This is a genomic window from Amycolatopsis sp. NPDC104863 (genome assembly GCF_055582965.1).
The window spans coordinates 255793-269483 of sequence record NZ_JBVJOW010000009.1; the positions used below are offsets into that span (position 1 = coordinate 255793).

At 73.3% G+C, this 13691-nt stretch carries 13 protein-coding genes; 7 read left to right on the forward strand and 6 right to left on the reverse strand.

What is annotated here, in order from left to right:
* Positions 1-13: 13 nt before the first annotated feature.
* The 3 genes from add to ACZ63J_RS39870 all read right to left on the reverse strand — a co-directional run bounded on the left by add (position 14) and on the right by ACZ63J_RS39870 (position 2888).
* Positions 14-1060, reverse strand: coding sequence for an adenosine deaminase (add, locus tag ACZ63J_RS39860; RefSeq protein WP_465399299.1), 1047 nt, complete (start codon positions 1058-1060; stop codon positions 14-16).
* A gap of 121 nt (positions 1061-1181) precedes the next feature.
* Positions 1182-1991, reverse strand: a complete 810-nt coding sequence (locus ACZ63J_RS39865) for a DNA-formamidopyrimidine glycosylase family protein (protein WP_465399298.1) — start codon at positions 1989-1991, stop codon at positions 1182-1184.
* 3 nt (positions 1992-1994) lie between these two features.
* The gene (locus tag ACZ63J_RS39870; RefSeq protein ID WP_465309857.1) at positions 1995-2888 is read right to left on the reverse strand and encodes a ParA family protein; all 894 of its coding nucleotides are present in this window, start codon (positions 2886-2888) and stop codon (positions 1995-1997) included.
* Positions 2889-2994: 106 nt separating this feature from the next.
* On the opposite strand from ACZ63J_RS39870, the gene ACZ63J_RS39875 reads away from it, so the two are divergent.
* The 3 genes from ACZ63J_RS39875 (at position 2995) to ACZ63J_RS39885 (ending at position 5644) form a co-directional block, all read left to right on the forward strand.
* Positions 2995-3723, forward strand: a complete 729-nt coding sequence (locus ACZ63J_RS39875) for a class I SAM-dependent methyltransferase (RefSeq protein ID WP_465399297.1) — start codon at positions 2995-2997, stop codon at positions 3721-3723.
* A gap of 106 nt (positions 3724-3829) precedes the next feature.
* A complete protein-coding gene (gene dinB / locus ACZ63J_RS39880) occupies positions 3830-5044 on the forward strand; it encodes a DNA polymerase IV (RefSeq protein ID WP_465399624.1) in 1215 nt (404 codons plus the stop codon).
* A 195-nt stretch (positions 5045-5239) separates the two neighbouring features.
* Positions 5240-5644: a DUF3040 domain-containing protein gene (locus ACZ63J_RS39885; RefSeq protein WP_465309859.1), complete on the forward strand. Its 405-nt coding sequence runs from the start codon at positions 5240-5242 to the stop codon at positions 5642-5644.
* A 445-nt stretch (positions 5645-6089) separates the two neighbouring features.
* Here the strand turns inward: ACZ63J_RS39885 and ACZ63J_RS39890 are convergent, their stop codons facing one another.
* The 3 genes from ACZ63J_RS39890 to ACZ63J_RS39900 are packed head-to-tail and all read right to left on the reverse strand — an operon-like array spanning position 6090 to position 11004.
* Complete coding sequence (locus tag ACZ63J_RS39890; RefSeq protein ID WP_465399295.1) at positions 6090-8648, reverse strand: transglutaminase TgpA family protein; 2559 nt, start codon at positions 8646-8648, stop codon at positions 6090-6092.
* A complete protein-coding gene (locus tag ACZ63J_RS39895) occupies positions 8645-9919 on the reverse strand; it encodes a DUF58 domain-containing protein (RefSeq protein ID WP_465399294.1) in 1275 nt (424 codons plus the stop codon). Before ACZ63J_RS39895 ends, ACZ63J_RS39890 begins: the two co-directional genes overlap by 4 nt.
* Positions 9920-9945: 26 nt before the next feature.
* Positions 9946-11004 (reverse strand): AAA family ATPase, encoded by a 1059-nt coding sequence (locus ACZ63J_RS39900; RefSeq protein ID WP_465335220.1) that lies wholly within the window; start codon positions 11002-11004, stop codon positions 9946-9948.
* A gap of 305 nt (positions 11005-11309) precedes the next feature.
* On the opposite strand from ACZ63J_RS39900, the gene ACZ63J_RS39905 reads away from it, so the two are divergent.
* Genes ACZ63J_RS39905 through ACZ63J_RS39920 form a run of 4 tightly spaced genes read left to right on the forward strand, consistent with a single transcriptional unit; the run spans position 11310 to position 13516 of the window.
* On the forward strand, positions 11310-11660 hold the full coding sequence (locus ACZ63J_RS39905; protein ID WP_465399293.1) for a hypothetical protein: 351 nt from the start codon (positions 11310-11312) through the stop codon (positions 11658-11660).
* Positions 11653-12228: a DUF3558 domain-containing protein gene (locus tag ACZ63J_RS39910; protein WP_465399292.1), complete on the forward strand. Its 576-nt coding sequence runs from the start codon at positions 11653-11655 to the stop codon at positions 12226-12228. The genes ACZ63J_RS39905 and ACZ63J_RS39910 overlap by 8 nt, the downstream gene beginning before the upstream one ends.
* 14 nt (positions 12229-12242) lie before the next feature.
* The gene (locus tag ACZ63J_RS39915) at positions 12243-12800 is read left to right on the forward strand and encodes a PPE domain-containing protein (RefSeq protein ID WP_465399290.1); all 558 of its coding nucleotides are present in this window, start codon (positions 12243-12245) and stop codon (positions 12798-12800) included.
* On the forward strand, positions 12797-13516 hold the full coding sequence (locus tag ACZ63J_RS39920) for an ESX secretion-associated protein EspG (protein WP_465399289.1): 720 nt from the start codon (positions 12797-12799) through the stop codon (positions 13514-13516). Before ACZ63J_RS39915 ends, ACZ63J_RS39920 begins: the two co-directional genes overlap by 4 nt.
* The last annotated feature ends 175 nt before the right edge of the window (positions 13517-13691 follow it).

The following is a 13691-nucleotide window of genomic DNA, read 5'->3' on the forward strand; positions in this document are numbered from 1 at the left end:
GTGTACTTCCACGCTAGGCGAAGATCCCGCCGTCCGGCAACGTCATTTCGTTCATCTCACGCCGTAGCACGGCTTTCCGGGCTTCGACCAGGAACGACGCGTCGACCGCGTGCTCGGCCAGCCGGACGAGCTCGGCCGCGGTGAGCCCCAGTGTTTCGGCGACGGCGACGTACTCGCCGGTCAGCGTGGCGCCGAACATCGGCGGGTCGTCGGTGTTGAGCGTGACGACGACGCCGTGGTCGAGCATCCGCCGCACCGGGTGCGCGGCGATCGACGGCACCTGGCCCGTGCGCACGTTCGACGTCGGGCAGACTTCGAGCGGGATCCGGTGTGCCGCAAGGTGTTCCAGCAGGGCCGGGTCGCCGGCGCAGCTGGTGCCGTGGCCGATCCGCTCGGCGCCGAGGTCGTGCAGCGCGGACCAGATCGTGGCCGGGCCGGTGGTTTCGCCGGCGTGCGGGACGCTGTGCAGCCCGGCTTCCCGCGCCCGCGTGAAGAACGGCTCGAACTGCGCCCGCCCGACCCCGAGCTCCGGTCCGGCGAGCCCGAAGGACACCAGGCCTTCGGGGCGTTCGCGGAGCGCGAACACGAGGGTTTCCCGCCCGGCCTTCGTGCCCTTTTCGCCGGGAATGTCGAAACACCAGGCCAGGTCCACGCCCAGCTCGGCCGCGCGCGCCCGGCCGGTTTCCAGCCCGCTCAGCAGCTCGTCGCCGGGCACGCCGTCGAGCAGGTGGTTGTACGGCGTCACGGTGACTTCGGCGTAGCGGCAGTTCTGCGCGGCGAGATCCGCGGCAAGTCCGGTCACGAGGGTGTGGATGTCGTGGCGGTCGCGCACCAGCGACGTGACCGCGAGGTAGACGGTGAGGAAGTGGGCGAAGTCGCGGAAGGTGAAGAACTCCGCGAGCTCGCGTTCCTCGGTGGGGACGCCGGCGGCCGGGCGCCGCCGGGCCAGTTCGAGGACGGTCGGCAGGCTCGCCGAGCCGACCAGGTGGACGTGCAGCTCGACCTTGGGCAGGGCGTGCGCGAAGGCGCGCAACGCCGGCCCGGTCAGGATTTCGGGCATGACGAAGCTCCCTGGATGGGCGAAAGGGGTGACGGAGAGCGCGGACGGCTCAGGGAGCGAGGTCGCCGCGTTCGGTGTCGGTCCCGTAAAGCGGGAGCTTGAACATCGTCACCGGGTCAGCCTACTGCGGTGGGTACGGGCCTGTCTGGTCCTTCGGGCAGAACCACGTCGGCCGCCGCTGGACGTCGTGGCCCTGCTGGCGGACCTGGACCTTGCCGCCGCAGCGGAAGCAGCCGAACCGGGTGCGCTCGTACACCCAGTTCTTCCGGGTGCGGTCGACTTGACCGGTGGTGCTCTGGGCGAAGGTCCCGGCCCGGACGTTGGTCGTCAGCAGCTTGTGGGCCAGTGCGACGGTCTGCGCGGCGTCCACTTCGGACACCGGGGTCCACGGCGTGACCCCGAGCAGGAAGGCGATCTCGCACTTGTAGAGGTTGCCGACCCCGGCCAGCACGCGCTGGTCCAGCAGCGCCAGTCCCAGCTCGCGCGCCGGGTCGGCGGTCAGGTTCGAGATCGCGCGCTCGGCGTGCTCGTCCGTCCACTGTGGATCGAGCAGGTCCGGGCCGAGGTGCGCGACGAGGTCGTGTTCCTTCGGGGTGGCCACGAACTTGAGGTCGTGGACGCTGAAGCCGATCACCTGGACGTCGGCCGCGGTGAGGATCACCCGGGCCTGGTGGGCCGGACGGTGCCACCGCGTGCCGCGGTTGTTGACGTCCCACATGCCGTCCATCATCAGGTGCGAGTGCAGGCTCAGGTCGCCGGAGAAGCGTGTGAAGAGGTGCTTGCCGACCGTGCCGACGCCGAGCACGTCGCGCCCGGCGAGGTCCACAGTGGCCAGTTGGGGCACGCGGAACTCCCCGCGCAGCAATGTTTTCCCGGCCAACGCCTGATCGACGCGCCGCCCGACCAGGTACACGGTGTCACCTTCGGGCACGGCTCACCCCGTGGTCTCGGACACCTCGGCGGGAGCCTCCGGGGTCTCCGGCGCCGGGCCTTCGGGCCAGTCCGGGCCCTCGGGCTCCGCGCCCTGGACGCGGTGCCGGCCCGCGCGGTTGGAGCGCAGGATCTTCGCCAGCACCATGTTGAACGTCAGCGCGATCTCCTGCGCGCCCGGGGAGTGCCACTCGTGGATCGGGCTGCACGCGCCCTGGGCCTGCTGCACCGCCAGCCGGTCGGTGATCGCCGTCGGCATCACCAGCGAGCCGAAGTTCTCGCGCAGCTCGGCGATCCGGAACTGGTGTTCGTAGGAGCGCACCCGCAGCTTGTTCACCAGCACGCCGATCGGGCGCAGGTCCGGGTTGAGCTCCTTGCGGATCTTCTCGATCGCTTCCAGGGCCCGGTTCGCGCCGGCGACCGCGTAGATCGTCGGCTCGGTCACGATCAGCGCGCTGTCCGCGGCGACCAAAGCCGACTTCGTCAGCCGGCCCAGCGACGGCGGGCAGTCGAGGACAACCAGCTCGTACGGCGTTTCGCGCAGCGGCTCGCGGTGCAGCTCGTCCAGCGCGCGGGAGAAGTTCGCCAGCCGTTCGGGGTCGGCGTCCGGGTCGTTGAGCAGCTCCAGCTCTTCGGCACCGACGAGGACGTCGACGTCCTCGCTCCAGACGCTCGGCGCGATCGCGCGCTCCAGGGTCTCCCGGGTGGGGGTCTCGAGCACGTCCGCGAGGGTGGCGTCGGTGTAGGGCGGGTCGAGCGAGGTGGTGGCGTTGCCCTGCGGGTCGAGGTCGACCACCAGCGTCCGCGTGCCCCTACGCAAGGCGGCGGACGCGATACCGAGAGCGACCGTCGTCTTGCCGACGCCTCCCTTGAGGCTGAGTACGGCGACCGTGTGCACGTTCACCAGCCTACGGGTGCGGGCGAGGGGCGCCGCCGGGCAAGGGGCGTTCACTCGAAGGGAGGAGCCCGGGAGGTGGCGCGGGGTGGGCACTACCCTGTGCGGCATGAAGACGGAGACCGTGGCCGCCCGGGGTTCGGGCGCCGTCCGCCGGGTGCTCGAGGCCGAATTGAAGGCCGCCCGCGCCCGGGGCGCCGAGCACCCCCTCGTCGTCGACGTGGGTGGCGGCAGCGGCGGCTGGGCGGTGCCGTTCGCGGCGGCGGGCTGCCGGGTGACCGTCGTGGAGCCGAGCCCGAACGCGCTGGCGACGTTGCAGCGCCGGGCCGAAGAAGAAGGCGTCGCCGAGCGGATCACCGTCGTCGCGGACGACTCCGACGCGCTCGGCCGGCACGTCGAGGCCGGCTCGGCCGACCTGGTGCTGGCGCACGGCCTGCTGGAGATCGTCGACGACCCGGCCGCGGTGCTCTCCGCGCTGGCGACGGCGGTCGCCCCCGGCGGCGCGGTGTCGGTGCTGGTCGCGAACCGCCACGCTTCGGTGCTCTACCGCGCTTTGTCCGGCCGGGTCGCCGAGGCGCGCCGGCTGCTCGAGAGCGCCGACGGCGTCGTCGCCGACGACACGGTGCTGCGCCGGTACGACGCCGAGGGCCTGCGCGCGCAGCTGGAAGCCGCCGGGCTCGAGGTCACCCTGCTGCAGGGCGACCGGGTGATCGCCGACCTCGTCGGCGGTGACGTCCGCGAAGACGAGCTGGCCGAGTTCGAGCTCGCGGCGGCGGGGACACCGGCCCTGCGCGACGTCGCGAGCCGCCTGCACGCCGTGGCACGGCCGCCGGCCTGAGCCCTTCCGGCGGGTTTCGGCCGTCGCGGTCCTGTGCGCGCCGAAACTGTCGGACCCGGCCGGTAGCGTCCCCGGCGTGGGGCGAAATGCTGAGCTGCCGGGCGGGCTGCGCCGGTTCCGCGTCCGGCCGGGGGAACCGGCGCCGGACGACACCGGGTGCGGGATGCTGCACGTCGACATGGACGCGTTCTTCGTGTCGGTCGAGCTGCGCACCCGGCCCGAGCTGGCGGAGAAGCCGGTCGTCGTGTCCGGCGGCGGGCCGCGCGCGGTCGTGGCCGCCGCGAACTACCCGGCGCGCAAGTTCGGCGTGCGCTCGGCGATGCCGTTCTCGACGGCGAAGCGGCTCTGCCCGCACCTGATCAACATCCCGCCGACCGCCGGGCTCTACGGCGAGGTTTCCCGCGGGGTGATGGGCATCTTCCGGGAGCTCACGCCGCTGGTCGAACCGCTGAGCCTGGACGAGGCCTTCCTGGACGTCGGCGGGGCCCTGCGCCGCCTCGGCGCCACCCCGGCGGAGCTGGCCGCGCGGATCCGGGAGCGGGTCGCGGCCGAACACGGGATCACCTGCTCGGTCGGCATCGCGAAGGTCAAGTTCGTCGCGAAGCTGGCTTCGGGCATGGCGAAGCCGGACGGCATGGTCGTCGTGCCGGCGGCGGAGACCCTGGCGTTCCTGCACCCGCTACCGGTGTCGGCGCTGTGGGGCGTCGGGGCGAAGACCGAGGAGCACCTGCGGCGGCTGGGCCTGGACACGATCGCCGACGTCGCCGCGTTCCCGCCGGAGCGGTTGAAGAAGTCGCTGGGCGCCGCCGTCGGCGAGCACCTGCACCGGCTCGCGCACGGAGTCGACGAGCGGTCGGTGGTCGTCGACTCGCCGGACAAGTCGATCGGCGCCGAGCACACCTTCGACGTCGACCGGCACGACCGGGCCGAGCTGGGCCTGGAGCTGCTGCGGCTGGCCGAGCGCGTCGGCGCCACGCTGCGGGCCCGGGGCGTGCGCGGCCGGACCGTCTCGATCAAGGTGCGCTTCGCGGACTTCCGGACGATCACCCGCGCCCGCACGCTCGTCTCGGCCACCGACGTCGCCCGGCAGATCCACGCCGTGGCCGTGGCGTTGCTCACCGAGCACGCGCCGACCGGGGCCGTCCGGCTGATCGGCGTCCGGGTCGAGGGCCTCGACACCGGGGAGGCGGGGGAGCAGCTGGTGTTCGACTCGCCGGCGCCGCGCTGGCGGGATGCCGAGGTCGCGGCGGACGTCGCGCGGTCGAAGTTCGGGTCCGCGGCCGTGCGACCGGCGTCGTTGCTGGCGCCGCGGGAGCCCTGAACGGGTGGTGGTGACCGTCCGCAACCCCGCGCGGGAGGGAATTAGCCCAATTCGATCCCTACTGGATGCGGGATCGGGTAGTCGTCCGGGCGCGGGCCTCGTATCCTGGACAGTGCCACCCCGCCTGGGGTTGGCTGTTGGGTCCAGGACGTTGCGCGGCCCGGCGCCCGCGACAGCTGTGCCGGAGGAGGAAAGATGCCACTCTCCGAGCATGAGCAGCGGCTGCTCGATCAGATCGAGCGCGAGCTCTATGCCGAGGACCCCAAGTTCGCATCCACGGTGCGTGGCACCCGGTTGCGTCGCCCCGCTCGCCGACGGCGTATCCAGGGCATCGCCCTGTTCGTAGTGGGCGTGGCCCTGCTGGTGCTGGGCGTGGTGGTGCCGCAGTTCCGGGTGGCCGACATCCCGCTGATCAGCGTGCTCGGGTTCCTCGTGATGTTCTTCGGGGTCATGTTGGCCGTCACATCGATCCGGCACGGCGCCGAATCGGACGGCAAAGGCGGTGGATCGGGACCGCGCGGCGGCAAGCAGCCCGGCCGCCGCAGCTCCTTCACCCAGCGGATGGAGGAGCGCTTCCGCCAGCGCTTCGAAGAGCAGTAGCGCCCGCAAGACCACGAGATCCGCGTCCCGCCGCCCCGGTGGGACGCGGATCTCTTTGTGTGCTCAAAAGCCCCGGCGAAGGTTTGAGACCCCCCGGTGACAGCGGGTGACGCCCACCCGGGTGACCCACCCCCGGCACCGGTGCGCCCAGGGCATCACCCGTGATCAGAAGGGCATCACGCGTGTCTGGAGGGGCATCACACGTGACTGAAGAGGCATCACACGTGATCGAAGGGTCAACACGTGTGATCGAAGGGTCGACACGCGTGATTGAGGGGTCGACACGACTCCGGCCAGCCCCTCCGCCGCCGTGTCGACCCTCTGATCACGTGTGTTGACCCTCCAGTCACGCGTGTCGACCTTCTGATCACGGGTGATGCCTGCCTAGACACGCGTGATGCCTGCTGGATCACGGGTGATGCCTGGTTTGGCACACCCGGCGGGGTCAGTCGGTGCGGTTGCGGAAGATCGAGCGGGGGAAGAGGCGGCCCTTCCACGAGAGCGGCGCGTTGCGGCGCAGGCTTCGCCGCACGTCCTCGAACGCCGGGGGCAGCTCCGGCTGGGCCGTCTCGTCCTCGCCGTACCAGGAGCGCTCCAGCACGCCGATGACCGTGCGCAGGCCTTCGCGCCCTTCGTCGTCGAGGTGGTGCTTCGCGGCCAGCTTCTGGCCCGCCACCCGGACCGTGTCGCTCGTCGGGATCGGCAGGCCGCGGTCCGCGCACTCCGCGCGCAGCTCCGCCCAGGCCGCGTCCGCCGCGCCCGGCTGGTGCCGTTCGATCCGCTGGATCCGCCGGCGCCGGACGAACTCGCGGCCCGAGGCCGGGCCGGTCACCCCCACCAGCAGGACGACCACGATCACGCCGAGCCACCAGGCCACGCTCGCCGCCAGGAACCCGACGGCGACGATCCAGAGGCCGACCGCCAGCAGCGGCAGCCAGTTGGCGAGGGTCTGGAGCGCGGACGGCGGCGCGGCCACCGGCGCCGGGGCCCGGACCAGCAGGTCGCCTTCACTGCGGGTCCCGGGCGGGACGCCGTCCGGCTGGGGCGGCGCGTGCGGCCGCGTCCGCCGGACCCGCCGGCGCAGAACCGCCCCGACGATCAGCGCGGCCGCGCCCAGGGCGGCGAACACGCCCACCACGGTGATCAGCCAGTCGTCGTTGCCGGTGGCTGCCTTCGTGTCCTGCTGCGCCTGGTTCTGCTCGGTGTCGCGCGGCGCGCCCGTCGCCGGGGCGCTCGTCCGGACCGTGCTCGGGGCGACCTGGGTGTCGTCCGGGGTCTGGCCGCCCTGGGTGCCGGCCTGCAGGTACGGCGGGGTGATGCCACGGCCGTCGGACAGCGGGGTCGGGTCGAACGTGACCCAGCCCTTGTCGCCGAAGTACACCTCGACCCACGCGTGCGCGTCCTGCGTGCTGATCGACTGGTAGTCGTTGACCGCGACGCCGGGGGTGAAGCCGATCGCCACCCGCGACGGGATGCCCGCCACCCGCAGCATGACCGCCATCGCCGACGCGAACTGCTCGCAGAAGCCGCGTTTGCCGTTGAGGATGAAGTCGGCGAGCGCGTCGGAGTCGTTCGCCGGCGCGGTCTTCGTGTCGTAGACGAACCCGTTCTGCGCGGTGAAGTACCGCCAGATCGCCGACGCCCGGTCGAAGTCGTTGCCCGCGCCCTCGACCAGCTGCTGCGTCTTCGCGCGGACGCGGTCGTCGACGCGGTCGATCTGCGTGTAGCGCGGCGGCAGGTCCTCGACGCGCGGGGTCACCCGCAGCTCCGCGGCCGTCGGCTCCTTCAGCGACGCGTATTCGGTGTAGGCCGGCGGCGCCTCGCTGCGCGTGGTGAACACCGTGCCGCTGACCTGGTCGTAGAGGTACCCGTTGCCGGTGCCGTCGATCATCCGCGGCGCGCCGTAGACCGGCAGCCAGTTGTCCCGCCAGCTGGTCGGCTCGACGTCGATCCGGCGGGCGGCGCCGCTGCCGTCGTCGCCGGGCGCGGGCGGCAGCTGCGGCCCGACCGGGACGCCCTGCTGCGAGCGCCCTTCATCGTGCAGGCCCCAGCCCTTGTTGGGGTAGAAGGTGTCCAGCGTCATCGCGCGCAGCAGCCGCCGGTCGGTGCCCAGGCCGCGGACCTTGAACAGCTCGCGGTTGGCCCCCTGGTCGAGCATGCCGCGCAGCTCGGTGAACGGCTGGATGCCGAACCCGCCGGAGCCCGCGCCGGGGCCGTCGCCGCTCTGCCCGAACGGGATCCGCCCGACCGTGCCGACCCAGGTGATCGCCCCGCCGAACAGGCCGAGCACGATCGCCGCGGCGACCACCGCGACCGGCGCGGACAGCACGCCCGGCTTGCCGCTGCGCCCGGGCGCCTCACGGGTGCGCCAGCGCTGGTGCCGGTGGTTGCCGTCCACGGCGAGCAGGCCGGCGAAGGCCGCCCCGCCGAACAGGAACGTCCACCACGGCAGCATTTCCTCGGAAAGCGCGGCCGGCACGGCGTAGACGCAGAGCAGCACGAGCCCGGTCGCGGCCGGGGCCGCGGCGGCCACCGTGAGCGTGTCGACCAGGACGGCGACCAGGCCGATCAGGATCGTCACCAGGCAGAGGATCGGCTGGGTGCCCTCGACCGGCGGCAGCCCGACGCGGATCTGGTCGGCGGCGGCCGAGAGCGTGTTCCCGATCTCGCCGAACGCGTCCGGGCCGGGGATGATCTGCAGGATCCCGTGCGTGGTGAACGCGCCGGTGATCAGGAAGAGCAGCACGAGCAGCTGGCCGAGGCCGACCAGCACGGTCGGCACCTGCAGCGAGCGCAGCGCCAGGCCGGTCGCGGCGATCAGCAGGACCGCGACGAAGAGGTAGCCGAACCAGGCCAGGCCGGTCACGACGCTCGAGACCGACGTCGCCGCGCAGAGCGTCGCCACGCCGGCGGCCGCCGGGGCGAGGACGCTGCTGCGCCACGTCGCGAGCGAGCGCCGCGGGGCGGGCCGGTCGAACTTGCGCGGCGGGGCGGCGGTGCTCATCGCGGACCGCCGATCAGCGTGCCGCGCCGCGCGCCGCTGCGGCACAGCTCGGCCCACACCTGCGGCATCGGCGAGCCGGGCCCGGCGATCACCACGCCCCAGCCGGCCGCGCGCAGCAGCGCGGCGGAGTCTTCGGTGGCGGCGGCCCGCTGCTCGGGCGCGCTCACCCCCGCCGACCACGTGGGCGTGTCGAGCAGGACGGCGAGGCTGCGGATGCCGCGCGGGCGGAACTGGGTCAGCTCGTGCACGGCCTCGGTGCTCACGGTGCCGAGCACGGCGACCAGCTCCTGGCCCTCGGCCGGGTCCCGGGCCAGCGTGATGTCCCGCTGGTGCGCGGGCTGCAGCGCGGCCAGCGCGTCGAGCACGACGTTGTCGTAGTGGTCACCGCCGTCGCCGGGGGTGTCGGCGAGCGTGACGCCGTGCTCGCTGACCAGCCGGACGCGGTGCCCGGACCGGCGCAGGTGCAGCCCGGCCGACGCGGCGAAGGACACCGCCCACTCCATGCTGGCGGCCGGGCCGGAGCCGTGGTGCGCGGCGGCGCGGTGGTCGAGCAGCACGGTGGTGCCGCCACGCCACGGCCGTTCCTCGACGCGCACCATGATCTCGTCGCGGCGGGCGGTCGAGCGCCAGTGCACCTTCCGCAGGTCGTCGCCCTGGCGGTACTGCCGGACGATCACGTCGGCCTCACCCTGCCCGGCGTGCAGCCGGACGGTGCCGTCGTCGCCGACGCCGATCCCGGCGCCGCTCGGCAGCCCGAACAGCGGGACCACCCGGGGTACGACCACCAGCCGCGAGTGCCCGATCAGCTCCCGCTCGAACTCGCACAGCCCGAACGGGTCGGTGATGGTCGCGCGCAGCGGCCCGACCTGCTGGATCCCGCGCAGCACCGGCTGCAGCGGGTAGCGCAGGGCGACCCGCCGGTCGTGGGGGAGGCGCTCGACGACGAACCGCGGCCGCGAGCCCAGCGCGTACGGCACGCCGTCCTCGAGGAGGATTTCGCCGGCCGGCAGCCGGCCGCTGCGCCACAGCTCCAGCTGCACCTCGCCGTTGCCGCCCACCGCCACCCGCTGGGGCCGCAGCGCGCGCGTGGCGCCGATGCGCAGCCGGGTCGCCGAGATGAACACGGCCACCAGCAGCGGCAGCGCCACCACGAACAACGCCACCCGCAGCAGGTCGCGTTCGTTGAGCACGAACGAGCACACCGCGGCCGCGATCCCCGCGGCCAGGAGGCAGCGGCCGCGGGTGGTCAGGCCGGACAGGGCACGCAGCATGCCGTTCTCTTCCCCTTCGCCGGCGACTAGGGCCGGGAGCCCTGCGGCACCGGCACCCGGTGCAGCACCGCGCGCACGACGTCGGTCGCCGACCGGCGCGCCGCGTGGGCCTCGGTGGTGAGCATCAGGCGGTGCGCCAGCACCGGGACCGCGACGGTGTGCAGGTCGTCCGGGACGACGTAGTCGCGGCCCGAGAGCGCCGCCTGCGCGCGCGCCGCGCGGACCAGGTGCAGCGTCGCCCGCGGGGACGCGCCGAGCCGGATCTCCGGGAGCTGCCGCGTCGCCGCGACCAGGTCGACGGCGTAGCGGCGGACCTCGGGGGCCAGGTGCACCCCGCGGACGGTCTCGATCAGGCGGTGCACGGTCCCGCCGTCGGACACCGGCTGCAGGTCCTCGATCGGGTTGTGCCCGGCGTGCTCGTCGACCATGGCCAGCTCGGCCTGCTGGTCGGGGTAGCCGATGGAGACCCGCGCGGTGAAGCGGTCGCGCTGGGCTTCGGGCAGCGCGTAGGTGCCCTCCATCTCGATCGGGTTCTGCGTGGCGATCACCATGAACGGCTCTTCGAGCCGGTAGGTCGAGGTGTCGACGGTGACCTGGTGCTCTTCCATGCACTCCAGCAGCGCCGACTGCGTCTTCGGCGAGGCGCGGTTGATCTCGTCGCCCACCACGATGTTCGCGAACACCGGGCCGGGGCGGAAGTCGAAGTCGCCGGACTGGCGGTTGTAGATGGAGACGCCGGTGACGTCGCTCGGCAGCAGGTCCGGGGTGAACTGGATGCGGCTGACCGTGCAGTCGATCGACCGGGCGAGCGCCTTGGCCAGCGACGTCTTCCCGACGCCGGGCACGTCCTCGACCAGGAGGTGGCCTTCGGCGAGCAGCGTGACCAGCGCGATCCGGATGACGTCGGGCTTGCCGACCAGCACCCGCTCGACGTTCGCGGCGATCCGCCGCGCGGTCTCGTGCAGCTCGTCCAGCGACACTCTGGCCGGGCGGCGCCCGTTGACCGAGGCCTCCGCCGGGTAAGGCGGTCGCTCGGATGCCTGCTCGCCCGATCCGGGCGCCGCAGACTGGATTCTCGACGTCACTCGACCTCCTGGTGGCGCGTGGCCGCGCGCACTGTGCGCACCGCCGGGCCCGAACGGCCCCCTCGCTGCTTGTCGCGCGCAGCGACAGCCTTCCATCCAGTGTGTCAAACCCGGGCGAACCTGGGGCCGGAACCCCGCGAAGCCCAGGGCCGCACACCCGGCACGTCGGTCGATGACACTGCGCAAGCAGGGACGATACCCCGATCGGGTGTGTTGTCGCCTGATTCTGGGCGCTCCCGATCACGCCCCGCTCTGTCGTATGCTGCTGTTCGAGGTCGCCCGGCTACGGAGAGGCGTAACCCCTCATGAGCGAGGTCCGCACACAGCCGCCGTACGACGTCCGCGGGTTCGCGGTCGCGCCGGAGCTGGCGACCGACGCGTACGCGAAGCTGGGTCAGCTGCAGGACGTCGTCGGCGAGATGGTCCGCGAGGCCAAGGTGCTCGGCCGGACCGTGCCGCTCGGCGGTGGGTACGCGGGGGAGATCGGCAAGTTCATGGCCGAGTACGGCATCGGCGGGCAGGGCTCGGCCGTGCAGCAGCTGACCGCGTTCGGCAAGGAGCTGGAAACGCTGAAGCGCCGGATCGGCCAGGCGCTGGCGAAGTACCAGCACGCCGACGAGACCGCCGCGGACGGGGTGGACTGCACGGGTGGCTGACCGGACACGCGGAACGGAAGCGGGCCGGTCGCCCGCGCGCCTCCTCGGCTTTTCCCTGCTCTTCGTGCTCGCCGCGTGCGGGCAGCAGCCCGCCCGGCAGGCGGCCGCCGGGCACACCTCGGCGCAGGCCACCGCCCCCTCGGCCGAGCCACCCGTCGCTGGGTGGACCGGTCTCGCCGCGATCGACCCCTGCACGCTGCTCGGCCCGCAGGACCGGTCGACGGCCGGGGTGAGCGTGCTCGGCAAGCCCAAGAACATCGCGGGCTACCGCGCGTGCGACTGGACCGTGCCCGGCACCTTCGGCGTCACGGTGACCCTCAGCGACACCGACGGCCTGGCCGACCTCGAGGTCGCGAAGAAGACGGCCACCAGGACGAAGGTGGGCGCGCATTCGGCGCTGCAGGTGGCGGACAAGAAGGCCGCCGACGGCACCTGCGCCGTGCTGCTCGGGGTGGGCGACACGGCCAGCGTCCAGATCGACGTCAGCAACACCGGCTTCTCGGACACCCCGCTCGCCTGCCGCCGCGCGGGCACGGTGGCCGGGCTGGTCGAACCGAAGCTGCCCTGACCAGGAGGTGCGCCGTGTCCGAACCCCCGTTGCCGACCGCGCGGTACGAGTCCTACAGCCACGAGGCGATGGCCGCCGAGGTCGAGCGGGACAACGACCCGGTCGCCGCGGGCGAGGCAGGCGCGCGCTGGGACGGGCTGGCGAAACGGCTGCACGAGTCCACCGCCGACCTCGCCGCGCTGGTCGCCTCCTCCCAGGAGAACTGGCAGGGCGCCGGGGGTGACGCGGCCCGCGCCTCGCTCGACCGCGCCGCGCGGTGGCTGTCCCACTCCGCGGCCGTCTCGGCGTCGGTGGGCGGCTCGATCGGCGCGCAGGCGGACGCGGCCGCGCGGGCCCGCGCCGACATGCCCCCGCCGGTGACCTACGACCCGGCGTCGATGATCCGCGAGGCCGCGTCCTCCGGGAACGTGCTCGTCCTGGCCGGGCTGGCCGACGAGATGGCCGCCCGCCGCGCCGAGGCCGAGGCCGCGCGCCAGAAGGCGATCGACGTCATGCGGACCCGGGACGCGGCGCTGCGCGGGCACGTCCCGGCCTCGGCGTTCGACGACCCGCCGACGCTGGGGCCGGCTTGATCCGCGTCTCCGCGTCGGCGTTCGACATCCTCTGGACCGACCTCGGCCACGACCGCCCGCCGGAGCCGCTCGGCGTCCGCAGCGTCGGTGGCACCGAAGAGGAGCGCGCCGAGGTGCGGAAGGCCGTGTACGAGAACCTGGCCGAGCGCGGGCTGTACGACGGCTCGGCGCTGGAGCCCGCGCTGGCCGCGCGCCTGGAACTCCTGGCGAACGGCGAGGTGTTCGTGGCGTGCGAGGCGTTGGCGGACATGACGGCGTCCACGCCGTTCCGGGCGGTGACGGCGGCCCGTGGCCGGCACGGCGTCCTGGCGACCCAGCCGGAGCAGACGATCGCCCTGGCGTCGATCACTCCGGGCGAGGTGTGTTCGGCTCTGGTTGATGTCCTGCCGGAGCTGGCGGCCGGGCCGGGGTACGGGATCAGCCTGGCGGCTTCTGCGCTGTCGGAGGGCTCGGCGTCGTCTTCGGTTCAGCTTCAGGAGGCGCTGGCGATCCAGGCACGGCCGGTTTACGCGGCGGGGCAGTTCAGCGTGAGCCGGCGGTCGGCGTCGGGGCGGGTCGAGCGGGTCGGCGGGCTGACGTGGTTCGACACCGACGTCGGCGCGTACTGCGCGACGAAGACTCCGGCCCGGGGTGGGCAGGAGTGGGTGAACGTGAGCCCGGTGGACAGCTCCCGGCTCTCGGCGCGCATCGCCGCCCTCTTGAACCCGGAGGACTGACCCGGCGCGGGCTGCCTGGCGACCATGACCGGCGTCCCGGCGGGGTTCCCCACCGGGCTCCACCCGGGTCCCCACTTCCCACCACCGGTGTCCCCACTCGACCCCACCCGGGTCCCCACCGGGCCCCACCCGAGGCGTGCCGAGGGTTTTCGCGGCCGTTATGCGGACGCATGGC